The organism is Streptomyces sp. AA1529 (assembly GCF_000280905.1).
In the GTDB taxonomy this organism is placed as follows: Bacteria; Actinomycetota; Actinomycetes; order Streptomycetales; family Streptomycetaceae; genus Streptomyces.
This window is the reverse complement of the sequence record NZ_ALAP01000049.1, coordinates 14,167-37,473: the sequence shown is the minus strand read 5'-3', so window position 1 is coordinate 37,473 and position 23,307 is coordinate 14,167. Positions and strand designations below refer to the sequence as shown.

Sequence of the window (23,307 nt, the reverse complement as noted above, 5' to 3'; positions counted from 1 at the left end):
CCGCCGCGGCCGGCCGGGGTCCACCGCGGCCCGCCGCGCCCCCGCCTCACGGTGTCAGCTCGCGCGCCCGCTCCTGGGTGAGGTAGGCGTCCGTGGCCTCCATGTCCTGGAGGGTCGCGGGACGGCGCGAGAGGAAGCCGGTGCGCAGGAAGTCGTCACCCATCAGCGCGTTGAGGTTCCAGTTCGCCACCGTGCGGACCTTCGCCGTGAAGGTGGGCAGCGCCGTCAGGTGGTAGCCGCGGGTGATGACCTGCGCGGGGAACCCGGAGAACTCGTACCCCAGCGGACGGGCCACCGCATTGGTCCCGCCGAGGTCCACGACCAGCCCGAGATCCTTGTGCCGGTAGGGCACCATGGGCTCGCCCCGCAGCGCGGCGATCAGATTGCGGGCCATGTGCTTGCCCTGCCGCCCGGCGTGCTGCGCGGTGGGCGGGCACACCGCGCCGCCGACCTTCGTCAGATCCGGCACCGCCGCCGCGTCGCCCAGCGCGTACACACCGGGGTGGCCGGGCACCGTGAAGTCCGCGTTGACCGCGAGCCGCCCCTTGATCGTCTCGGCGTCGAGGGTGCTGATCAGCGGACTGGCGGCGACACCCGCCGTCCAGATCAGGGTGCGCGAGGGCAGCACCCGGTTGTCGGTCAGCGTGATCCGCCGCTCGCTCGCCTTGGCGACCGAGACCCCCAGCGACACGTCCGTCCCCCGCTCGCGCAGGATCTGCTGGGCGCGCCGCCCCAGCTTCTCGCCCAGCTCCGGCATCAGCTTGGGGGCGATGTCCAGCAGATGCCACTTGATCAGGTCCGGATCGAGCCGCGGATAGCGCTTGGCGGCGGAGTTGGTCAGCCGTTGCAGGCAGGCGACGGTCTCGGTGCCCGCGTAGCCGCCGCCGACCACCACGAACTGCAACCGCTCCGCCCGCTCCTGCTCGTTGGTGCTGGCCGCCGCCAGGTCGAGCTGGGCGATCACGTGGTCGCGCACATAGGCGGCCTCGGCGAGCGTCTTCATCCCGCGCGCCTGCTCGTTCAGACCCGGGATGTCGAAGCTGCGGGTGACGCTGCCGGGGGTGAGGATCAACCGGTCGTAGGGCTGGTTGACGGTCTCGCCGCTGATGAGGCGGACCACGCACATCCGCTCGTGCGGGTCGATCCCGATGACCATGCCGGGGACGATCGAGGTCCGGTGCACCAGCCTACGCAGCGGCGGCGCGACCGACTGCGGGGTGAGCACCCCGGCGGCGACCTGCGGGAGCAGCGGGAGGTACAGCTCGTAGCTGGCGGGCGTGACCAGGCTGATCTCCGCCTCTTCGGGCCGCAGTCCCCGCTCCAGTCCGCGTGCGCACTCGACTCCGGCGAAGCCGCCGCCGACGATCAGAATCCTGGTTCGCTCCATGACTGCACCTGCACCCGCGAGGTTGGCGTGATGGGAGGCGTTCCGCCTGATTTCGGCATCTCCGTCGCAAATGCCCTGCCGTCACCCTCGCACGGGTCCGTGGGCCCCGCCACCGCGCACACCCCCACAGCACCCGCGGCCGCGGGTGCCGGACCGGGCCGGGCCCCGCCGGACGTCACCGACGGGGCCCGCGCTCCTGCTGTCCGGCTCCAGCGCCACCCGACCGCGCGGGCGGCCGGGGTCAGCGTCCGACGTGGGAGCCGTCCTCGGGCCAGACGGCCACCACCGCCGGGCGCACATAGTGGCCCGGTCCGTCCGGCCAGGTGGAGGCGGGCTGCTCCACCGAGGCGCCGTCCACCTCGCCCGGGTGCTGGACCGCGACGAGCACCCGGCGGTCCTGCACCAGCGGCCCGCAGGTCTCCGCGCCGGTCGGAACGGTCAGGAACTGCCGTACCTCACCGCGCCGCGGCCCGGCCGTGGCGACACCGTGCAGCCCGTCGTGCGAACCGAGCTTGTTGCCGTCCGTGGAGATCCACAGGTTGCCGTAGTCGTCGAAGGTGACGTTGTCCGGGCAGGAGATCGGACTGACCTGCTCCTTGGGGAAGCCGCCGAAGTAGGTACCCGGGTCCTCCGGGTCGCCGCAGACCAGGAAGAGCCGCCAGGAGAAGGTCCGCGCGGTCGGGTCGTCGCGCCGCTCGGCGAACTCCAGCACCTGGCCGTGCTTGTTGGCGTTGCGCGGGTTGGCCTCGTCGGGCCCCGGCTTGCCGTCCTTGCCGCGGTCGGTGTTGTTGGTCAGCGCCACGTACACCCGGCCGGTGCGGGGGCTGGGCTCGATGTCCTCGGGGCGGTCCATCTTCGTGGCACCGGCCTTGTCGGCGGCCAGCCGGGTGAAGACGTACACCTCCTCGGCGCTCATCCCCGGCACGAACGACCGGTCCCCGGCGGCCAGCGGGATCCACCGGCCGGTGCCGTCGAACTCGCCGTCCTCGGGCAGGGTGCCCGCGCCGTCGATCTCGTCCGCCGGGCTGTCACCGGTCAGCTTGGCGACGTAGAGCGTGCCCTCGTCCAGCAGGGACAGGTTGTGCCGCCGGTCCTCGGCGCTCTTCCCGCGGCGCATCCGGTTCTTGGAGACGAACTTGTAGAAGTAGTCGAAACGCTCGTCGTCGCCCATGTAGACGACGGCGTGCCCGTCCCGGGACAGCCGCGGCTGGGCCGCCTCGTGCTTGAACCGGCCGAGCGCCGTGTGCTTGCGGGGTGTGGAGTCGGGGTCGTACGGGTCCAGCTCCACCACCCAGCCGAAGCGGTGCACCTCGTTCGGCTCCGCGGTCAGGTCGAACCGCTCGTCGAACTCCTCCCAGCGCCGCCCGCTGGCGCCGCCCGAGATGCCGTACCGCTTGAGCGTCGCGACGCGCTCGGGGTCGGTCACCCGCTCCGCGTTGGCGAAGTACTGGTTGAAGTTCTCCTCGCCGGAGAGCACCGTGCCCCACGGCGTGGTGCCGCCCGAGCAGTTGTTGAGCGTCCCCAGCACCCGGCGCCCGCTCGGGTCGGCCTTCGTGCGCAGCAGCGCGCTGCCCGCGGCCGGGCCGGTGACCTGGAACTCGGTGGTGGCGGTGACCCGGCGGTTGAGCGGGTGGCGGGGCACGGCGTGCAGCGCGCCGGTACGCCGCTCACCGGCCACCGCGACGACGGACAGGCCGTGCGCCGCCCAGGCGATCTCGACCTGCTCGCGGGTGGGCTGCTCCGGGTCGTACCCGGCGAACATCAGCTCCTCGTCGGTGTACTCGTGGTTGGCCACCAGGAGCTGGTCGGCGCCGTGTCCGTGGCTGTGGCCCTGGTGCCGGGGGTGCAGCGGGAGCAGCGTGAGGAAGTCGTTGTTGTAGCCGAACTGCCCCGCCTGGGCCTTCGCGCTCTGCCGCGCCGGGTCGAAGTCCGGCGCCCCGCGCAGGATCGGTTCGCCCCAGCGGATGACGACGTTCTGCCCGTAACCCTCCGGGACGGTCACCGTGTCCGCGGTGTTGGGCGCGACGGGCTCGTACCGCAGGCCCTTGGCCGGCTTGCCGTGCGGCCCGCCGTGCGGGTGGTGCCCGCTGCCCTGCGGCGCGGCGACGGCGCTCCCGGCGCCGGGACCGGCGATCCCGGCGCCCGCGGCCGCGGCGGCGACCCCGACGACGGCACCGGCGCGCAGCACCGAGCGGCGCGTGAGGGCCCGGGCGATGACGTCACCCGCGTACTCGTTGATGCTGGTGTTGGGCACCTCGTGGAAGCAGGCGTCGCCGCAGCGGTAGCGGCAGGTCATCGCCGACCTTCCCGTCGGGTGCGCGGTGAGCAGCGGCAGCGGCTTTCGCATGGTCGTTCCTCCGGTCCGGGCGCGGGATGCGCTTGTACGCCGTACGCCGCCGTGACGCTAAGGCCGCGGATACGCGGCAGGGCGACCGCGGAATGAACCGCGGATGAATACGGCGCCGTCGCCCGCAACCGCCCGCCGACCGGACGGGAGGATGCTCCTGTGGATGTCAGACGGGGGGCCGGCCGCCGCGGCGGCTGCCGTTCTCGTGCTCCTCGTCCCAGGCCAGCCGCATCGCCTCCGCGTGGGCGATCGTCTCGCCGATCCACTCGGGGGCCAGTGAGGTCTTGGCGTAGTCGCGGGCGCAGGGCAGGCACGCGTACGCGCTGCCGCCGGGTCCGGAACCCGTCTCGATGATCGCGATCAGGGCCCGGTGCCGCACCGGCAGACCGCAGCGGCAACACGTGCCCGGGTTGGGGCCCTCGGCGTGCACGCCGCCACCTCCTTCGCCGTCACTCTCGTCGCTCGACCGCCACATTGCACACGACACCTGCGGTGTATCACCGTGCGTGACGCCCTCGGCCGGGGCGCCGTACGCGGCGGCACACGTCCCGCGACGCGGGCCGACCACCACCCCTGTTGCATCGTGCCCGGGTTGCGTCCGGGTTGGAGCGCTCGTCGTCGTCTCCGTGCACATATGTAGCCGATCGATGACCGTTGTTCTTCCTCTGCCACGCTCCCCACCAAGAGTGACCGCTCGATCGGCCGCTTGACGCCCGGGTGCAGAAAACGACACGGCCCCCTCCGTATGTGTACGGAGGGGACCGTGTCCGACGCGGAGGGAGCACGGGCGTGCCCGCCCGGACCGGGCGGCCTGCTGTGCCCCGCACGGCCTGCCCGGCCCACTCGACCGGTCGGGCCTGCTCGGCCCGCTCGACCTACTCGGCCGACTTGGCCTTCTCGGCCTGCTTGACCTGCGGAGGCTTGCGCAGCGAGAGATGCAGTTCGCGCAGCCGCGCCTCGTCGACCTCGCTCGGGGCGCCCATCATCAGGTCGAGCGCGTTGTTGTTGAGCGGGAACGCGATGGTCTCGCGGATGTTGGGCTCGTCCGCCAGCAGCATGACGATGCGGTCGATGCCCGGCGCGATCCCACCGTGCGGCGGGGCGCCGAACCGGAAGGCACGCAGCATGCCGCCGAACTCGCGCTCGACGTCCTCCTCGGAGTAACCCGCGATGCCGAACGCCTCGAACATGATCTCCGGTTCGTGGTTCCGGATCGCCCCCGAGGACAGCTCGACGCCGTTGCAGACGATGTCGTACTGCCAGGCCAGCACATCCAGCGGGTCCTTGGTGCGCAGCGCCTCCAGACCGCCCTGGGGCATGGAGAACGGGTTGTGCGAGAACTCGATCTCGCCGGTCTCCTCGTCCTTCTCGAACATCGGGAAGTCCACGATCCAGCAGAACCGGAAGACGTTCTCCTCGAAGTGCCCGGCGCGCTTGGCGGCCTCGACGCGGACCGCACCCATGATCTTGGAGACCTCGTCGAACTCGCCGGCACCGAAGAAGACCGCATGGCCGGGGACGAGGCCCAGCGTGTCGGTGAGCGCCTTGACGTCGTCCTCGGTGAGGAACTTGGCGATCGGGCCCGCCAGCGAGCCGTCCTCGCCGACCCGCACCCAGGCCAGGCCCTTGGCGCCCTGCTCGACGGCGAAGTCGCCCAGCGAGTCGAAGAACCTGCGCGGCTGGGCCGCGGTGTCCGGCACCGCCAGCGCCCGTACGTGCTTGTCGGCGAACGCCTTGAACCCGGAGCCCGCGAAGAGCGCGGAGACGTCGGTCAGCTCCAGCCGGGCGCGCAGATCCGGCTTGTCCGAGCCGTACTTGACCATCGCCTCGCGGAACGGGATGCGCGGGAACGGCGAGGTGACCTCGCGGCCCTCGCCCAGCTCCTGGAACAGCTCGGTCATCACCGTCTCGATGACCCGGAAGACGTCCTCCTGCTCGACGAAGCTCATCTCCATGTCGAGCTGGTAGAACTCGCCCGGCGAGCGGTCGGCGCGCGCGTCCTCGTCGCGGAAGCAGGGCGCGATCTGGAAGTAGCGGTCGAACCCGGCGATCATCAGCAGCTGCTTGAACTGCTGCGGCGCCTGCGGCAGCGCGTAGAACCGGCCCGCGTGCAGCCGGGAGGGGACGAGGAAGTCGCGGGCCCCCTCCGGAGAGGTGGCCGAGAGGATGGGCGTCGCCATCTCGTTGAAGCCCTGGGCGACCATCTTCTCGCGGATGGCGGCGATGACCTTGCTGCGCAGCATCACATTGCGGTGCATGCGCTCCCGTCGCAGGTCGAGGAAGCGGTACTCCAGCCGCCGCTCCTCGTTGACGCCGTCCTCGGCGTTGATGGTGAACGGGATCTGCTCGGCCCCGCCCAGCACCTCGACCTCGGTGACCTCCACCTCGATCTCGCCGGTGGGCAGCTCGGGGTTGACGTTCTCCGCACCGCGGGCCGTGACCTTGCCGTCCACCCGCAGGACGGTCTCCTTGGCCAGCGAGCCGAGCCGCTCGTCGATCTCGCTCGACTCGTCCCGGACCACGAGCTGGACGATGCCGTGGTGGTCGCGCAGATCGATGAAGAGGATGCCGCCAAGGTTCCGGCGATTGTGCAGCCAGCCGCTCAGCCGGACGTCAGTGCCGACGTCCGAGGCGCGAAGCTCGCCGCAGGTGTGGGACCGGTACCGATGCATCATTCATCCAAGTCGTTCGGCTCAGGGGTCACAGTGGAGTGCCCCTCAGAGTACCGCCCTGGGCCACCCCGCCTCGCCCCGTTTCCCCAACCCGACGACTCTGCATAAAGTGGTGCAATGCGCACCGACGACGCCCTGGCTGTCCTGGGCGCCGGGCTCTGGACCTGGGACAACACCACCGGTCTGGTGACCCTCGACGCCCGCGCGGCCCGCCTCCTGGGGATCCCCGAGGAGCCGCCGGAAGCGCAGACCGGCACCCACCGCGCCCACACCCTCGCCGGCAGCGCCGTCCGCTCCCACCTGCACGCCGTCGACTACGTCGGCTTCCAGGGCATCGTCACCCTCGCGCTGGCCGAGAACACCACCGCCGAGACGCTGCTGCGGGTGGTGGACGCCGACGGGCAGGTACGGCGGACCGTCCGCGTGGTGCTGCGCCCCCTGCCCCCGGCCACCCCTGTCGCCCCGGCCGGCCCTGTCGCCCCTGCGCGCGGCGCCGGGGCGCCCGAGACCGCCACCGCACTGACCGGGCTGCTCTACGAGGTGCCCGAACCGGAGAGCGCCGCGCGGCCGGACGAGCCCGGGCACCCCCCGGCGGCGGCCCGCGACCCCGGGGGCCGCACGCCGGGTGCGGAAGCCGCCCGAGCGCGGCCCTCGCGTCCCGCCCCCGGGGCCGCCCGCCGGACGCGACCGGTGGCCGCCGAGTGGGACCGGCGGCGCAACCGCGAGGCATTCCTGCTGGACACCGGGCGGGCGCTGGCCGAGGCGCACACCACCTCCGAAGTGCTGCGGGTCGCCTCGTCGCTGGCCATGCCGGGCTTCTCCCCCGAGGCACTGGCCGTCTTCGTCGTCAGCGGTGACCGACTCACCGTCTACGGCGCCTCCCCCGGCGCGCCACCGCGGCCCGGCCACCCCACCGTGCCCGGCGGGGGCTACGGGCCGCGCGGCAGCGGCTCCCGGCTGCATCTCTGGGACGAGGACCCGGCGGCCGAGGCGGTACGCACCGGCCGCGCCGTCTACCTGCACGACCCCGCCGAGTACACCGGCCGCTTCCCCGCCGCACGCCCCGCCGGGTCCCAGCCCGGGCACGCCGCGTGGGCCTTCCTGCCGCTGACCGCCGCCGGGCGCACCATCGGCACGTGGATGGCGGCCTTCGCCCGGCCCGTCGCCTTCACCCCGGACGAACGCGCCCTGCTGACCACGCTGGCCCGGATGCTGGCCCAGTCGCTCTCGCGGGCCATGCTCGACGAGTCCGAGCGCGAGCTGTCGGCCCGGCTGCTGGGGGTCCCCCCGGACGAAGTCCGGGGGAGGGTGACGCGGCCCGCGCACAGCCCGGCCGTCCCCGGCATGGACCTGGCGGCGCGGTACGTGCCGACCGGAGGCGGGCTGCAGATCGGCGGCGACTGGTACGACGTCATCCCGCTGCCCTCCGGCCGCACCGCGCTGGTCATCGGCGACGTCCAGGGCCACGACGTCCGCGCGGCCGGCATCATGGGCCGGCTGCGGGTGGCGGTACGCGCCTACGCCTCCGAGGGGCACCACCCGGACGCGGTGCTCTCCCGCGCCTCCCGCTTCCTGCACGGGATGGGCGCCGGCGAACGCCTCGACGCGCCGCCCCCCACCGCCCCGGCCGAGGAGACGGCGGACCCCGCGCCCGGTACGGCCGGGCCCGAACCCGCCGACCACCCCGAGCCGCGGTTCGCCACCTGCCTCTATGTCGAGGTGGATCAGGAGACCGGGGCGCTGGACGTCGCCCGCGCCGGACACCCGGACCCCGCGGTGCAGCTGCCGGACGGCCCGCTGCTGGTCCGCGCCACCGCGGGGGGCCTGCCGCTGGGCATCGAACCCGACGCGGAGTACCCGGTCAGCCGGCTGGTGCTGGAGCCCGGGGAGCGGCTGCTGATGTGCACCGACGGGCTGATCGAGGCGGGCGGCCACGACCTGGGGACGGGATGGGAGCGGATCAGCCGGGTCGCCGAGGAACTGGCCGGGCAGGACGGGCGGACGACCGGGAGTCCGGCGCTGGAACAGCTCGCCGACGCCCTCGTCCAGGCCGTGCAGGGCGACCGCGACACCTCCTGGGACCCGACAGGTGCGCCCGCCGACCGGCGCGAGGACGACATCGCGCTGCTGCTGCTCTCCCGCAGCGCCACCGGCGCGGGCGCCCCGGCGGCCGGGGCACGCGTCACCACCCGGCGCACGGTGCTGACCGTCGCGCAGGCCCAGCCGGACCGGATCGCCGACGCCCGCCACCAGCTCCACGACCTGCTGCACGACTGGTGCGATCCGGACCAGGTGGACGGCGCCGTCCTGATGCTCTCGGAGATGCTGACGAACGTCCTCGTGCACACGGACGGGGACGCGGTGCTGGTGGCGGAGATCACCGTGCCGCGGCAGGGCGAGGGCCGCACTCTGTGGGTCGGGGTCTCCGACCCCAGCGACGAGCTGCCGCACCGCCGCAGCCCGGGCGAGCTCGCCTCCTCGGGGCGGGGGCTGATGCTGCTGGGCATGCTCGCCGACCGGTGGGGTGTGGACCCCCGCGGAGAGGGCAAGCGCACCTGGTTCGAGATCCACGAACGGGACCCGGCCGCCGGTGCGGGCGGGGAAGCCGGGGGAGCCGCCGGTGCGACAGGGGGAGCCGCGGGCTCCGGCGGGGGAATCCTGGAGAGCGCCGGGGAGCCCTCCCTGGACCGGTGGGAGGACCTGGACGCGGAGGTCCCGCTGCCGCCGCTGCCGCACGAGGGCTGAGGGCGCCGGGCCGCCGAGCGCAGCTGCCTGCGCGGCCGGCGGAAGAGCCGCGGATGCTCGCGGCAGCCCGGCGGGCCACGGCAGCCCGGCGACGGACGCGCGTCGGCGGGGCGCACGCCGGCGCGTGCCCGCGCGCGAGGACGGCCGCGCGCCGGTCGGCTCAGCCGTACGTCCGGGGGCTCAGCCGTACATCCGCCGCATCGCGAAGTCGACCATCTCCTCGACGGCCTTGGCGTCGAAGACCACGCGGTGCTCGCCCTCCATGTCGAGCACGAAGCCGTAGCCGGACGGCAGCAGGTCGAGGACCTCGGCACCGGTGATGACGAAGTACTTCGACTCCTTGCCGGCGTAGGCGCGCAGCTCCTTGAGGGTGCTGAACATCGGGATGACCGGCTGCTGGGTGTTGTGCAGCGCGAGGAAACCCGGGGTGTCGCCGCGCGGGCAGTACACCTTGGAGGTGGAGAAGATGCCCTGGAAGTCCTCGGCGCTCATCGAGCCCGTCGTGAAGGCACGGATCGACTCCTGGAGGGAGGGCGGCGACGGCTCGGGGTAGAGCGGCTGCTGTTGCTGCCCTCCCGGCTGGCCGTACTGCGGCGGCCCCTGATGCGCTCCGTACGGCGGCGGGGGCGGCGCCTGGTGACCCTGCTGACCGGGATGCGGGCCATGCCCGGCGTGCTGGTAGCCGTGCCCGCCGTGGCCCTGCCCGTGGCCCTGTCCGGGGGGCGGCCCATGGCCCTGTCCGGGGGGCGCACCGGTCTGGTCGTAACCGTACATAGCGAAAAGAGTAACGAGTCACAGAGGGGTGGTGAGGGGTTGCTTCTTATTACCGACGGGTAGCATCATCTATGGGACTACCGACAAGTACGAGCGAGCCACTACGGAGCCGTCGCCATGGGGCATTACAAGTCGAATCTCCGCGACATCGAGTTCAACCTCTTCGAGGTGCTCGGGCGCGACACGGTGTACGGCACCGGACCGTTCGCGGAGATGGACGTCGAGACCGCCAAGAACGTGCTGTCCGAGATCGCACGCCTGGCCGAGAACGAGCTGGCCGCCTCCTACGAGGAGGGCGACCGCAACCCGCCGGTCTTCGACCCGGACACCAACACCGCACCGGTGCCCGCCGCCTTCAAGAAGAGCTACCAGGCGTACATGGACGCCGAGTGGTGGCGCCTGGGCATCCCGGAGGAGATCGGCGGCACCACGGCGCCGCGCTCCCTGCTGTGGGGCTTCGCCGAGACGATCCTGGGCGCCAACCCGGCCGTGTGGATGTACGCCTCCGGCCCGGCCTTCGCGGGCGTGCTGCACGAGGAGGGCACCGAGGAGCAGCACAAGATCGCCGCACTGATGGCCGAGAAGCAGTGGGGCTCCACGATGGTGCTCACCGAGCCGGACGCCGGCTCGGACGTCGGCGCCGGCCGCACCAAGGCCACCGAGCAGGCCGACGGCACCTGGCACATCGAGGGCGTGAAGCGCTTCATCACCTCCGGTGAGCACGACATGTCCGAGAACATCGTGCATTTCGTACTGGCCCGCCCGGAGGGCCACGGCCCCGGCACCAAGGGCCTGTCGCTGTTCATCGTGCCCAAGTACGACTTCGACTGGGAGACCGGCGAGCTGGGCGAGCGCAACGGCGTCCACGCCACCAACGTCGAGCACAAGATGGGCCTGAAGGTCTCCAACACCTGCGAGATGACCTTCGGCGCCAACCAGCCCGCCAAGGGCTGGCTGCTCGGCGAGAAGCACGACGGCATCCGGCAGATGTTCAAGATCATCGAGTTCGCCCGGATGATGGTCGGCACCAAGGCCATCGCCACCCTCTCCACCGGCTACCTGAACGCGCTGGAGTACGCCAAGGAGCGGGTGCAGGGCGCCGACCTGGCCCAGTTCACGGACAAGACCGCGCCCCGGGTCACCATCACCCACCACCCGGACGTGCGCCGCGCGCTGCTGACCCAGAAGGCGTACGCCGAGGGCATGCGCGCCCTCGTCCTCTACACCGCCACGGTGCAGGACGAGATCCTGCTCAAGGAGCACAACGGCGAGGACGCCGCCGCGGCCCACCGCCTCAACGACCTGCTGCTGCCGATCGTGAAGGGCTACGGCTCGGAGAAGTCCTACGAGCAGCTCGCGCAGTCCCTGCAGACCCTGGGCGGCTCCGGCTATCTGCAGGAGTACCCGATCGAGCAGTACATCCGGGACGCCAAGATCGACACCCTCTACGAGGGCACCACCGCCATCCAGGGCCAGGACTTCTTCTTCCGCAAGGTCGTCCGCGACCAGGGCCAGGCGCTGACCACGCTGTCCGAGGAGATCAAGAAGTTCCTCGCCGAGGCGCAGGGCGGCGAGGAGCTGGCCGCCTCCCGCGACCACCTCGCCAAGGCCGCCGGGGAGCTGGAGGCCATCGTCGGCACCATGCTGACCGACCTGGCCGCCACCGAGAAGGACGTGAAGTCCATCTACAAGGTGGGGCTCAACACCACCCGCTTCCTGCTGACCGCGGGCGACGTCGTCATCGGCTACCTGCTGCTGCGCGGCGCCGCCGTGGCCGCCGAGAAGCTGGCGGGCGCCGCCGCCAAGGACGTGCCGTTCTACCAGGGCAAGATCGCCGCGGCGAAGTTCTTCGCCGCGAACGTGCTGCCGCAGGTAGCCGTCCAGCGCGAGCTGGCCGACACGGTGGACCTCTCGATCATGGAGCTCGACGAGAAGGCGTTCTGAGCCCTCCCGCGACCCTGACGCCGGGCCGCCACCCGGCCCCCGCGCCCCGCTCCCGCCGCCCCGGGAGCGGGGCGCCGCCCGTCCCGAGCGGGGACGACCGCACGCCCGGCGCCCGGACACCGCGCCGTAAGGTGGGCCCATGAGCAACGCCACGCCGTTCGACCGCGGGCACACCGACGGTCTGCTGTCCTTCCTCGCCGCCAGCCCCTCCCCCTACCACGCGGTGGCGAACGCGGCCGCGCAACTGGAGAAGGCCGGCTTCCGGCAGGTGCGCGAGACCGAGACGTGGGACGCCGCCCCGGGCGGCAAGTACGTCCTCCGCGGCGGCGCGCTCATCGCCTGGTACGTCCCCGAAGGCGCGCTGCCGGGCACCCCCTTCCGGATCGTCGGCGCCCACACCGACTCGCCCAACCTGCGGGTCAAGCCCGTGCCCGACACCGGCGCCCACAACTGGCGGCAGATCGCCGTCGAGATCTACGGCGGCGCCCTGCTCAACACCTGGCTCGACCGCGACCTGGGCCTCAGCGGCCGGCTGACCCTGCGCGACCGCTCCACCCACCTGGTGCACGTGGACCGCCCCCTGCTGCGCGTACCGCAGCTCGCCATCCACCTCGACCGGCAGGTCAACGACGGCCTCAAGCTGAACCGCCAGCGCCACATGACACCCGTGTGGGGCCTCGGCCGGACCGAGGAGGGCGACCTGCTGCGCTTCCTCGCCGAGGAGAGCGGGCTGCCGGTGGAGGACATCGCCGGCTGGGACCTGATGACGCACAGCGTGGAGCCCCCCGCCTACCTGGGACGGGACCGCGAACTCGTGGCCGGGCCGCGGATGGACAACCTGCTGTCCGTGCACGCCGGAGTCGCGGCACTGACCGCGGCGGCGGGCCGCGGCGCCGACGCCGAGCCCACCGCGATCCCCGTGCTCGCCGCCTTCGACCACGAGGAGAACGGCAGCCAGTCCGACACCGGCGCCGACGGGCCGCTGCTGGGCTCCGTGCTGGAGCGCTCCGTCTTCGCCCGCGGCGGCTCCTACGAGGACCGGGCCCGCGCCTGGGCCGGCACCGTCTGCCTCTCCTCCGACACCGGGCACGCCGTGCACCCCAACTACCCCGAGCGGCACGAGCCCGGCCACCACCCGCTGCCCAACGGCGGCCCGATCCTCAAGGTCAACGTCAACCAGCGGTACTCCACCGACGGCTCCGGACGCGCCGTCTTCGCCGCGGCCTGCGAACGCGCGGACGTCCCGTGGCAGAGCTTCGTCTCCAACAACGACGTGCCGTGCGGCACCACCATCGGCCCGATCACCGCCGCACGCCACGGCATCACCACCGTCGACATCGGCGTCGCGATCCTCTCCATGCACTCGGCCCGGGAGCTGTGCGGCGCCGACGACCCCTACCTGCTGGCCAACTGCCTCACGGCGTTCCTCGGCGAGTGACCCGGCCCCCGACCCGGTGACCGGCCGCCGGTCCCGGACCCCGCTGCCGTGCGGGGCCCGGCACCGCACGGCACGGTGATTGCCTCCGACCGAACCGGGTACCCGCGCGCGGCAAGCGAATCCGCCCGGCCGAAGAGCCAGTTCGGCCCGAACGAGCCGAGACGGCTCAACCGCGCTTGGAGGCAACGCATGGGCATCGTCATCTGCATCGGCATGATGGCCCTGGGGGCGATTCTGACCCTGGCGGTCGACATCGACATCAGCGGGATCAACGTCGACCTGATGGGCATCATCCTGCTGATCGTCGGCACGATCGGACTGTGCGCCTACATCAGCATCCTCAAGCGCCGCCGGGTGCAGCCCCCGTCCCCCGGCGCACCGGTCGTCGAGGAGTACAACCGCCACCACCTGGAGTGAGCCGAGCAGCCCCCTCGCTCCTCTCCCTTCTCCGGGACGGGTACGCGGCCCCTCGGTCCCCGCCCGCCGTACCGGCCGGGCGCACCCCCGTCAGACCGACGCGTCCATCAGAGCCGTGAGATAGGCGTCCAGCCGCTCCTCCACGGCTCGCGTCGTCAGCTCCGTCCTGCCTGCTTCCCGCCAGGGCCGGGCGACCGCCCGCACTTCCTCCGAGCACGCCAGACCGTCCCGCACCTGCCAGTACAGCCGCTCGCCCGGCGCCGCCGCCAGCACCCCGCCGGCCTCCTGGTACGCCTCGGTGAACCGCAGACCCCACGTCGGGCCGTGCAGGAGCGCGAGGACGGTGGAGCAGTGCGCCACATCGAGGTCCGCCGGGCCCCAGGAGGCCACCGCCCAGTCGACGACGCCGGTGATCCGGGCGGCCGCCGGACGCGCGGGCGGTATGTCGAACAGCACGTTTCCGGGCTGGAAGTCCCGGTGCAGGAAGCGGCCTTCACCGGTCGGTGCGGGGCCGCGGATCACGTCGATGGCCGCGGCCCATGCCGCCGCGTCGGCGCCCTTCGGCACCACGACGGTGTCGGCCGTCGTCAGCGTCTCGTACTCCCGGGGCCGCACGGCGGGCCGCAGCGCGTGGATCGCCACGAGTTGGCGGGCCAGCAGCGGGACACGTGTCTCCACTCCCTCGTCGTCGAGGACGGTGCGGCCGGCCACATGCGTCATCAGCAGCGACGGATACGCGCAGTGCGCGGCGGTCGGATCCGCCGCGACCAGCCCCGGAGCCGGCACGCCCGTCCCCCCGAGCAGGTTCAGGGCGTCGGTCTCCCGGTTCAGCCAGTCCTGCGCGCGGCTCGCGGAGAGCGGGTCGACGAAGCTTCGCAGCACCAGGTCACGGGTGGCTCCGCCGGCCGTGCCGATGGTCAGCCGCCGCATTTCGGCGGTGATGCCGCCGTGCAGCTCCTCGGTCCTGACGACCCGTTCGCCGCGATCCAGATGCCGGCCCACCCACGCCAGGGTCAACGGGTCGATGTACGCGGCCGCGTGGTGCCCGGTCACCGTGCCGCCTCCGTCGGTGCGGTCAACCGTCCAGCCCCGCCAGCACCAGCGGCAGCCGGTCCGCGCCTCCGGCGGTCAGCCGCACCGGGACGCCCCAGTCCTGTTGGTGCATATGGCAGGCGGGGTACTCGCCCTCCTCGTCGCAGGACGCGGCCATCGCCGAGACGTGCAGCACCCCCTCGGTGCCCTCCGTTCCCGACAGCCGGACCTCACGGTGCAGCTCGGTGCCCGGGCCCTCGCCCTCGGCGAGCAGCTCGGGCGGGGTCGAGCTGACGACCAGCCGGGTGGCGGGGCCGTACCGGGTGTCGAGCTTCTGCCCCGCCGGGGCCTGGAAGACCACATCCAGCCGCAGGGCGCCGGGCGCCACCTCGGTGGCCGCCCGCTGGGTGCGGTGTGCCACGCCCTCGACCCGGACCGCGTCCTCGGGCAGTCGCAGTCCGGTCAGCCGGTGCCGCGCCGACTCGACGACGACGATCTCCGGTGCGCCGTCCGCCTCTCCCGAGGCGCCGGGCGCCAGGACCGCACCCGAGGGCTCCCGCAGCTCGGTGGCCAGTGTGCTCACCTCACCGGTGGCGGGGTCGTAGCGGCGCAGCGCGTGGTTGTAGGTGTCGCAGACGGCGACCGACCCGTCCGGCAGCGCCGTGACCCCCAGCGGGTGCTGGAGCAGCGCCTGGTCGGCCGGGCCGTCGCGGTGGCCGAAGTCGAAGAGGCCGGTGCCGACCGCGGTCCGCACCACGAACCCGCCGCCGGTGCGCCCGTCGGCCCCGGAACTCCCGGCGCCCCCGGCGCCGTGCGCGCGCTCCCGTTCGATCCAGCGCAGGGCGCTCGTCTCGGAGTCGGCGACCCACAGCCTGCTGCCGTCCGCGGCGACCGCCAGCCCGGACGGCTGCGCGAACCACGCCTCGGCGGCCGGACCGTCCACCAGCCCCTCGTTCGTCGTACCGGCGGCGGCGGCGACGGTGCCGCTCTCCGGGTCGTACGTCCACAGCTGGTGCACCCCGGCCATCGCGACCCACACGCGCCCCTCGAACCAGGCCACGTCCCACGGCGAGGAGAGCGCCACCTCCCTCGCGGGCCCCTCGGTCGGCGCTCCCTGCCACCACTGCGCGCCGGTGCCCGCGACGGTCACCACCGCGCCGGTGGCCGGATCGAGGCGGCGCAGCGCGTGGTTGACGGTGTCGGCGACCAGCACTTCGCCGCCCGGCAGCAGCGCCAGCCCCTGCGGCTCGTTGAACCGCACGGCCTCCGCAGCGCCGTCGGCCAGCCCGCGCTCCCCGGAACCGATCCGGCGCAGCACCGTCTCGCCGTCCGCGGCGAGCTCCACCACCTGGTGCCGCGTGGTGTCCGAGACGAGGAACGTCCCGCCGGGCAGGGCCAGCACCTTCCCCGGGAAGCGCAGCTCACCGGCGACCGGCTCCGGCGGGGTGAACGGCGCACGGCCGCGCCGCAGCGTCCCCTTGGCCCCGTGTTCGGCCTCCAGTTCGGTCACCCGCCGCTCGATCGCGTGCACATGCCCCTCACCGGCGTGCTGCGCGACGACGTACCCCTCCGGGTCGATCACCACCAGCGTCGGCCACGCCCGCACCGCGTACTGCTTCCATGTGGCCAGCTCCGGATCGTCCAGCACCGGGTGCGCCACCCCGTACCGCTCCACGGCGTCCACCACGGCGGCGTGCTCGGCCTCGTGCACGAACTTGGGCGAGTGCACCCCGACGACGACCACCGTGTCCTTGTGCCGCTCCTCCAACTCCCGCAGCTCGTCGATGACGTGCAGGCAGTTGATGCAGCAGAAGGTCCAGAAGTCGAGGATCACCGTGCGGCCCCGGAGCTCCGCCAGGGACAGCTCTTCGCCACCGGTGTTGATCCAGGAGCGTCCCCGCAGTTCGGGGGCGCGGACTCGGGCACGGCTGCGGGGCTCGGGGACGGACGCGGAGCTGGGCGCCGGGGCGGCATCGTTCATGGGTCCAAGCTTGCCATTCCTCCCGGACGCGCGGTCGGGGCTGTGGACGGCGGGCGGTGCCGCGCGAGCCCGTCGGCGGCCGGCAGCGGCCGGCGGCGCCCCACGTCCGGTCCCGGGCGGCGGCACGGCGGAGCCCGGCCCGGCAACATTGCGTGCCACGCAGATTTGCGTGCCACGCAGTTTTTGTTAGCGTGGGTGCCATGAGCGGTCTGCGGGAACGGAAGAAGGAGGCCACGCGCGCAGCGCTGAGCTGGGCCGCGGTCCGGCTCACCGTCGAGCACGGGTGGAGCGGGGTCAAGGTCGAGGACATCGCCGCGGCGGTCGGCGTCTCTCCGCGCACCTACAACAACTACTTCTCCAGCAAGGCCGAGGCCATCGCCTTCCGCTACCTCGAACGCGCCCTGGGGCTCGCGGCCGAACTCCGCGCCGGGCCGCCCGACGAGCCACTGTGGGAGGCCATCACACACGCCGCGATGCGGCAGCTGGAGCCCGGCCCCGAAGTGGCACACATGCCGCCCCAGGAGCCCGACGCCTGGGCGGCCGGCCTGCGGGTGATGCTGGCCGAACCCGCACTGGAAGCCGAGATGCTGCGCGCGAGCAAGACCGCGGAGAAGGAACTCGCCGCGGCGATCGCCGAGCGCACGGGCGCGGATTCGGGCGCCGAACTGCATCCCCGCCTGGTGGCGGCGAGCGTGATGGCCGCCAACAACGTCGCCCTCGAACTGTTCGTGCAGGGCGACGCGGACGAGTCGATGGAGACGCTGCTGTCCCGGGCACTGCGCATGGTGGCCACCGGACTCCCCACTCCGGAGGACCACTCGACTCCGTAGCACCACTCGTTCCGCCCCGCACCGAGGCTGCCGGCCGCGGCCTCCGCCCCTCCATGCCCCGAAGAGGAGAAATATCATGCTTGATGTGATCATAGTCGGCGGCGGCCCGAACGGACTGATGCTGGCCTGTGAGCTGGCACTGGCCGGGGTGCGGCCGACCGTGCTGGAACGCCTCGCCGGTCCGAAGACCGAGCCCCGGGCCAACGGCCTGGTCGGGCAGGTGGTGCGCATGCTCGACCGCCGTGGGCTCCACGCGCCCGTCAGCGGATCCGGCGAGCCGCCCCGGCCCGCGTCCCGCTACATGTTCGGCGCGTTGACGCTGGACCTCACCGGCCTCGACGAGAACCCCCTGTACCTGCTGCCCGCACCGCAGGAGCGGATCGAGCAGGTCCTCACCGCCCGCGCCCTGGAGCTCGGCGTCGACCTGCGCAGGGAGCAGGAGGTGACCGAGCTCGACCAGGACGGCGACCGCGTCCGGGTCACCCTCGCGGACGGCGGGTCCCTCACCGCCCGCCACCTCGTCGGTGCCGACGGGGGCCGCAGCACCGTGCGGCGGCTGTCCGGCATCGGCTTCCCCGGAGTGACGACCGACGACTTCGTGCTCCGCTCCGCCAACGTGTCCGTGGCGGACGCGTGTCTGAGCCCGGACGGCGAACTGCTCGTTCCCGGCTACGGCAGCCTGCCGCCCTCGATGTACGTGCGCACGGAGCGCGGCACAGCCGTGTGGGGGCTGCTGCCCGGCCGTGCGCCCACGTTCCACACCACCGAGACCGGTGCGCCGGTCGACGCGACCACCCCGATGACCTTCGAAGAGATGAGGACGAGCGCCGAACGCGTACTGGGCGCCCCCGTCCCGCTGGATCCCCCGGAGGGAGCCGGGCCGCACCTGCTGCGGCGGCTGGTCGGCAGCAACACCCGGCTGGCGGAGCGCTACCGGGACCGGCGGATCCTGCTCCTGGGCGACGCGGCCCACGTGCACTCGGCGATCGGCGGCCCCGGCCTCAATCTCGGTCTGCAGGACGCGGTCGACCTCGGCTGGAAGCTGGCCGCGACGGTGCGGGGGTGGGCTCCCGAAGGACTGCTCGACACCTACGAAGCCGAACGCCGGCCCGTAGCCGAACGTGTCATGACCTCGACTCTGGCCCAGGCGGCGCTGATGCGGCCGGGACCGGAAGTCAGCGCCCTGCGGGACGTCTTCGGCGACCTGCTGGCCGCGCCCGGCGGCACCGCGCGCATGGCCCACCTGCTCGCCGGCACCACCGAGGGCTTCGCGCCCGACCTCGTGGTGCACACCGCCGCGGACACCCGCCGGCTGGCCGATCTGACGCGCACCGCCCGGCCCTTGCTGCTGGACCTGTGCGGCGGCTTCGCGGAGGCCGCGGCGCCCTGGCAGGACCGGGTCGACGTCGTCAGCGGCACCGCGGCGGAGGGCACGAGCGCGACCGGGCTGCTGCTGCGCCCCGACTGCCACGTGGCATGGACCGGACACGCACCGGACGACGTCAGGGGCCTGCGCGCCGCACTGCACCGGTGGTTCGGCGCACCCCTGGGCGCCGCCCGGGAGCCGGAGCGGGCCGACGGCCGGTAGCCGGAGCGGGCCGACCGCCCTGACCGGGCGGCGGCCCGCGGAGCCCGAGCCCCCGGCCCTGCGGCGTTCCGGGGCTCGGGCCCCGGAACGCCCCGAAGGACCGGAAGGCCCGGAAGGCCCGGAAGGCCCGGAAGGCCCGGAAGACCCGGGAATCAGAGCACCCGGTCCTTGAGCACCGGGAAGGACTCGCGCACCTTCGCCACCTGGGAGAGGTCGAGATCGGCGGTGACGATGGTCTCCTCGGTGCTGTCCGTCTGCGCCAGGACCTCGCCCCAGGGGTCGATGACGGCGCTGCGGCCCGCCTGCGCGACGCCCGCGTGGCTGCCCGCCGTGCCGCAGGCCAGGACGAAGCACTGGTTCTCCACGGCGCGGGTGCGGGCGAAGAGCGTCCAGTGGTCGGCGCGCTTGGCGGGCCAGCCGGCCGGGACAACCAGCACCTGGGCTCCCTCGGGTTCGGCGTCGACCAGAGCCCGGAAGAGTTCGGGGAAGCGCAGGTCGTAGCAGGTGGCCAGGCCGAGTACGGTCTCCGGATGTGGCACGGTGACCGGGGTGGTGCCCGCGGACATCATGGTGGCCTCGCCCCGGTCGAAGCCGAAGCGGTGGATCTTGCGGTAGGTGGCGGCGAGCTCGCCGGAGGGCGAGAACACCAGCGAGGTGTTGTAGAGGGCGCCGCCCTCCGTCCCCTTCTCCACGATGGAGCCCGCGTGCAGCCACACGCCCGCGTCCCGCGCCGCCGCCGACATCGCCAGCGCCGTCGGCCCGGTGGCCGGATCCGCCTCCTCGGCCTCGGCGGCGAAGCGCTCGTACGCGAAGGCGCCGACGGGCCACAGCTCGGGCAGGACCACCAGGTCGGCCCCCGCCTGGGCCCGTACCAGAGAGGCCACCCGCTCACGCCGGGAAGCCACCGGCTCGTCCGGGTCGACCTGAATCTGCAGAAGCGAAGCGCGCACCGTACCACCGTCCATGCGATCGAGGGGGGCGATTGGGCCTAGCATCGTCCCGAAACCACTGCCGGGGTGCCTGGGCGCAGCGTAACTTGAGAGCACCCATCATGAGCACCCTGCCCTGCACAAGCCCGCGAACGAACCGCAACGCCGAGGGGTCCCGTGACCGACCACCCAAGCCTTCAGCCCTACGTTGACGCCTGGACGCAGTCCATGGAAGCGATATCCGAGCTGGTCACTTCCCTTGTGGAAGGGGAGTGGAACGGGCGGACCGAGTGCCCGGGGTGGTCGGTCCGCGATGTGGTCTCCCACATCATCGGTGTCGAATGCGAACTGCTGGGCGATCCCCGGCCCATCCACTCCCTCCCCCGCGACATCTACCACGTCCGCGACGAGGTCAGCCGGCACATGGAAGTGCAGGTGGACGTGCGGCGGCACCACACCGGTCCGGAGATGACCAGCGAGTTCGAGTACACCCTCATCCGCCGCGCACGCCAGTTGCGCAACGAGAAGCGCAGCGCGGAGGCCGAGGTCAACAGCGTGGTGCCGTTCGGGCCGCGCAAGCTGCCGCTGGAGCGGCAGCTGATGCTGCGGGCGTTCGACGTGTGGGTGCACGAACAGGACCTGCGGCGCGCCCTGGACAGGCCCGGCAACCTGGACTCACCCGGTGCGCACGTGACCCGGGACGTGTTCCTCGCCGGGCTCCCGAAGGTCGTCGCCAAGGACGCCGGGGCGCCGCCGAACTGCGCCGTCGTCTTCGACGTCAGCGGCCCGGTCGAGTTCATGCGCACGGTGCGGGTGGACCAGGACGGCCGCGGGACCGTGGACAGCAGCGTCTCGCTGGGCCCCGCCGTCACCCTGGCCATGGACTGGGAGACCTACTCCCGGCTCGCCGCGGGCCGGGTGCGGCCGGAGGCCGTCGCGGACCGCGTGAAGACCGAAGGGGACGCCGACCTGGCCGAGGCCGTACTCAAGCACTTCGCCGTGACACCGTGACGCCGGTCCCCGTGCGGATGGGGTGCGGTCCCGCCGGAGCCTGACCCCGGGCACCGGCGTTCCGGGCCCCGGGTTCCGGGCCCCGCCCGTTCGCCGGTCGCCTGGGCGCCCGGCGTGTCGCCGCCCGCGTCCGCCGTCCGCCGTCCTGGCCCGCCGGCCGTGCCGCACCCGTGGAGCCCGTCCGCTCACACGGGGACGTGCACCGCCTCCACCCGGCTGGCCACCACGCGCTCCCGCTCCCGCCGGACGGCACGCACCCGCAGCCGGGCGAACTGCGCCAGGCCGAGGGCCTGCAGGACGAAGACGCAGGCGAAGGCGATCCGGAAGTTGTCGCCGGTCAGATCGAGCAGTACGCCCACAGCGAACAGCGTCGTCATGGACGCCGTGAAGCCGCCCATGTTGACGATGCCGGAGGCGGTGCCGTGCCGTTCGGGCGGATTGGCCGGCCGCGAGAAGTCGAAGCCGATCATCGAGCCGGGCCCACAGGCGCCGAGCACCACACACAGCAGCACCAGCAGCCACATCGGGGCCTGCCCCGGCCAGGCGAGGACCGTCGCCCAGGCCGTCGCGGTGGCGGCCACCGTGCCCAGCACCAACGGCGTACGGGCCGCGTGGTGACGTGCGATGACCTGGCCGTACACCAGGCCGCAGCACATGTTGGAGACCACGACCAGGGTCAGCAGCTCGCCCGCCGTCCCCTTGCCCAGGCCCTGGGCCTCGACCAGGAACGGCATCCCCCACAGCAGCAGGAAGACCATCCCGGGGAACTGGCAGGTGAAGTGCACCCACATTCCCGCCCTGGTGCCCGGCTCCCGCCAGGCCGCGCCGATCTGCCGCCGCACGAAGCCCGGTCCGGGCGCGCCGTCGCCGGTCCTGGGGACCGACGGCGGTTCGTACCCCTCCGGATGGTCCCGCAGGCAGAAGAACACCAGCAGCAGGATGACCAGACCGCCCGCCGCGCTCCCGGCGAACGTCGGCCGCCAGCCGAAGGTGTCCAGCACCCGGGCCAGCACCAGCGTGGTGACGAGGTTGCCCGACATCCCGATCAGCGCCGCGACCTGCGCGATCACCGGCCCCCGGCGCGCGGGGAACCAGCGCGCTCCCAGGCGCAGTACGGCGATGAAGGTCATCGCGTCGCCGCAGCCCAGCAGCGCGCGGAAGGCCAGCGCCGTGCCGTAGCCGGACGCGAGCGCGAAGCCGAACTGGCCCGCGGTGAACAGCAGGATGCCCAGCAGCAGGATGCGGCGCGTCCCCCAGCGATCCACCAGCAGGCCCACGGGTATCTGCATCCCCGCGTACACCAGCAGTTGGAGGATCGAGAAGCTGGAGAGCGCCGAGGCGTTGATGTCGAAGCGCTGCGCCGCATCGATACCGGCCACGCCGAGACTCGTACGGAAGGTGACCGCGACGAAGTAGACCGCGACGCCGATGCCCCACACCCACATCGCACGCGGGCCGCCCGGCGGATCCCCCGGCAGCCTGACCCCGGCGGACGGTGTCGTGGTCATCGCGGACCGCCCTGGGCGAGGCCGTACCCGCGCAGGTCCTCGCCGCGCACCAGGTGCCGCACCCGGCTCACGTGCTGGTGCACCGCGAGCGCCGCCGCCTCGCTGTCGCCCTCACGCAGGGTGCGCAGGATGTCCGCGTGCTCGGCGATGTTCTTGGCGACCCGGTCCGGGTGCGCGTGCATCACCGCGACCCCCATCCGGAGTTGGCGGTCCCGGAGCTGGTCGTAGAGGCGGGTGAGGATCTGGTTCCCGGTGGCCTCGACGATCGTGGCGTGGAAGCAGCGGTCGGCGGCCGAGACGGCGGCCAGGTCGCCGGTCTCCGCGTGCGCGACCTGCTCGGCCAGGGTCTCCTCCAGCCGGTCGACCAGCGGACGCGAGACGGGCACCGCGCGGCGCACCGCGTGCTGCTCCACCAGCAGGCGGGTCTCCACCACGTCCTCGATCTCCTGCGCGGAGACCGGCAGGACCAGGGCGCCCTTCTTCGGGTAGAGCCGGATGAGGCCCTCGACCTCCAGCCGGAGGAGCCCCTCGCGCACGGGGGTCCGGGACACCCCGACCGCCTCCGCGAGTTCGCCCTCCGTCAGCAGCACGCCGCCCTCGTAGCGCCGTTCGAGAACGGCTTGCTTGACATGCGCGTACACCCGCTCGGCAGCGGGCGTACGCCGGGTGTCCTTGGCGGCCGAGGCGGGCGCGGGGGAAGTCAT

General features: G+C 73.0%; 17 protein-coding genes. 7 read left to right on the top strand and 10 right to left on the bottom strand.

Annotated features, from left to right (window positions below; genetic code table 11):
* Positions 1-46 precede the first annotated feature (46 nt).
* From A949_RS0115005 to aspS, 4 genes are all read right to left on the bottom strand, one after another.
* Positions 47-1,387: an NAD(P)/FAD-dependent oxidoreductase gene (locus tag A949_RS0115005; protein WP_019356835.1), complete on the bottom strand. Its 1,341-nt coding sequence runs from the start codon at positions 1,385-1,387 to the stop codon at positions 47-49.
* A 241-nt stretch (positions 1,388-1,628) separates the two neighbouring features.
* On the bottom strand, positions 1,629-3,734 hold the full coding sequence (locus A949_RS0115000; protein WP_019356834.1) for a PhoX family protein: 2,106 nt from the start codon (positions 3,732-3,734) through the stop codon (positions 1,629-1,631).
* 166 nt (positions 3,735-3,900) lie between these two features.
* Positions 3,901-4,164 carry a hypothetical protein gene (locus A949_RS0114995; RefSeq protein ID WP_019356833.1) on the bottom strand — a complete coding sequence of 88 codons (264 nt, stop codon included), beginning with the start codon at positions 4,162-4,164 and terminating at the stop codon, positions 3,901-3,903.
* A 445-nt stretch (positions 4,165-4,609) separates the two neighbouring features.
* Positions 4,610-6,406 (bottom strand): aspartate--tRNA ligase, encoded by a 1,797-nt coding sequence (gene aspS, locus A949_RS0114990; RefSeq protein ID WP_026004663.1) that lies wholly within the window; start codon positions 6,404-6,406, stop codon positions 4,610-4,612.
* 117 nt (positions 6,407-6,523) lie between these two features.
* Between aspS and A949_RS0114985 the strand changes: the two genes are divergently transcribed.
* Positions 6,524-9,151, top strand: coding sequence for a SpoIIE family protein phosphatase (locus A949_RS0114985; protein WP_019356831.1), 2,628 nt, complete (start codon positions 6,524-6,526; stop codon positions 9,149-9,151).
* A 180-nt stretch (positions 9,152-9,331) separates the two neighbouring features.
* On the opposite strand, the gene A949_RS0114980 is transcribed toward A949_RS0114985, so the two are convergent.
* The gene (locus tag A949_RS0114980) at positions 9,332-9,925 is read right to left on the bottom strand and encodes an SseB family protein (RefSeq protein WP_026004662.1); all 594 of its coding nucleotides are present in this window, start codon (positions 9,923-9,925) and stop codon (positions 9,332-9,334) included.
* A gap of 117 nt (positions 9,926-10,042) precedes the next feature.
* On the opposite strand from A949_RS0114980, the gene A949_RS0114975 reads away from it, so the two are divergent.
* The 3 genes from A949_RS0114975 to A949_RS0114965 all read left to right on the top strand — a co-directional run bounded on the left by A949_RS0114975 (position 10,043) and on the right by A949_RS0114965 (position 13,724).
* On the top strand, positions 10,043-11,869 hold the full coding sequence (locus A949_RS0114975; protein WP_019356828.1) for an acyl-CoA dehydrogenase: 1,827 nt from the start codon (positions 10,043-10,045) through the stop codon (positions 11,867-11,869).
* Positions 11,870-12,008: 139 nt separating this feature from the next.
* Complete coding sequence (locus tag A949_RS0114970; RefSeq protein WP_019356827.1) at positions 12,009-13,307, top strand: M18 family aminopeptidase; 1,299 nt, start codon at positions 12,009-12,011, stop codon at positions 13,305-13,307.
* 189 nt (positions 13,308-13,496) lie between these two features.
* Positions 13,497-13,724 (top strand): hypothetical protein, encoded by a 228-nt coding sequence (locus A949_RS0114965; RefSeq protein ID WP_019356826.1) that lies wholly within the window; start codon positions 13,497-13,499, stop codon positions 13,722-13,724.
* Positions 13,725-13,814: 90 nt separating this feature from the next.
* Here the strand turns inward: A949_RS0114965 and A949_RS0114960 are convergent, their stop codons facing one another.
* Entirely contained in the window at positions 13,815-14,777 is a 963-nt protein-coding gene (locus A949_RS0114960; RefSeq protein ID WP_019356825.1) for a phosphotransferase family protein, read from the bottom strand.
* Between the two features lie 22 nt (positions 14,778-14,799).
* Positions 14,800-16,737, bottom strand: coding sequence for an NHL domain-containing thioredoxin family protein (locus tag A949_RS0114955; RefSeq protein ID WP_019356824.1), 1,938 nt, complete (start codon positions 16,735-16,737; stop codon positions 14,800-14,802).
* Positions 16,738-16,937: 200 nt separating this feature from the next.
* On the opposite strand from A949_RS0114955, the gene A949_RS0114950 reads away from it, so the two are divergent.
* Together A949_RS0114950 and A949_RS0114945 are read left to right on the top strand one after the other, a co-directional pair.
* On the top strand, positions 16,938-17,567 hold the full coding sequence (locus A949_RS0114950) for an acyl-CoA-like ligand-binding transcription factor (RefSeq protein ID WP_019356823.1): 630 nt from the start codon (positions 16,938-16,940) through the stop codon (positions 17,565-17,567).
* Positions 17,568-17,643: 76 nt separating this feature from the next.
* Complete coding sequence (locus A949_RS0114945) at positions 17,644-19,155, top strand: FAD-dependent monooxygenase (RefSeq protein WP_026004660.1); 1,512 nt, start codon at positions 17,644-17,646, stop codon at positions 19,153-19,155.
* A gap of 152 nt (positions 19,156-19,307) precedes the next feature.
* Here A949_RS0114945 and A949_RS0114940 read toward each other — a convergent pair whose 3' ends face one another.
* A complete protein-coding gene (locus A949_RS0114940; RefSeq protein ID WP_026004659.1) occupies positions 19,308-20,105 on the bottom strand; it encodes a carbon-nitrogen family hydrolase in 798 nt (265 codons plus the stop codon).
* Positions 20,106-20,261: 156 nt separating this feature from the next.
* Between A949_RS0114940 and A949_RS0114935 the strand changes: the two genes are divergently transcribed.
* Entirely contained in the window at positions 20,262-21,095 is an 834-nt protein-coding gene (locus A949_RS0114935) for a maleylpyruvate isomerase family mycothiol-dependent enzyme (RefSeq protein WP_026004658.1), read from the top strand.
* A 185-nt stretch (positions 21,096-21,280) separates the two neighbouring features.
* Here the strand turns inward: A949_RS0114935 and A949_RS0114930 are convergent, their stop codons facing one another.
* Positions 21,281-22,603 carry an MFS transporter gene (locus A949_RS0114930; RefSeq protein WP_026004657.1) on the bottom strand — a complete coding sequence of 441 codons (1,323 nt, stop codon included), beginning with the start codon at positions 22,601-22,603 and terminating at the stop codon, positions 21,281-21,283.
* Positions 22,600-23,307, bottom strand: a complete 708-nt coding sequence (locus tag A949_RS0114925; RefSeq protein ID WP_019356818.1) for a GntR family transcriptional regulator — start codon at positions 23,305-23,307, stop codon at positions 22,600-22,602. Before A949_RS0114925 ends, A949_RS0114930 begins: the two co-directional genes overlap by 4 nt.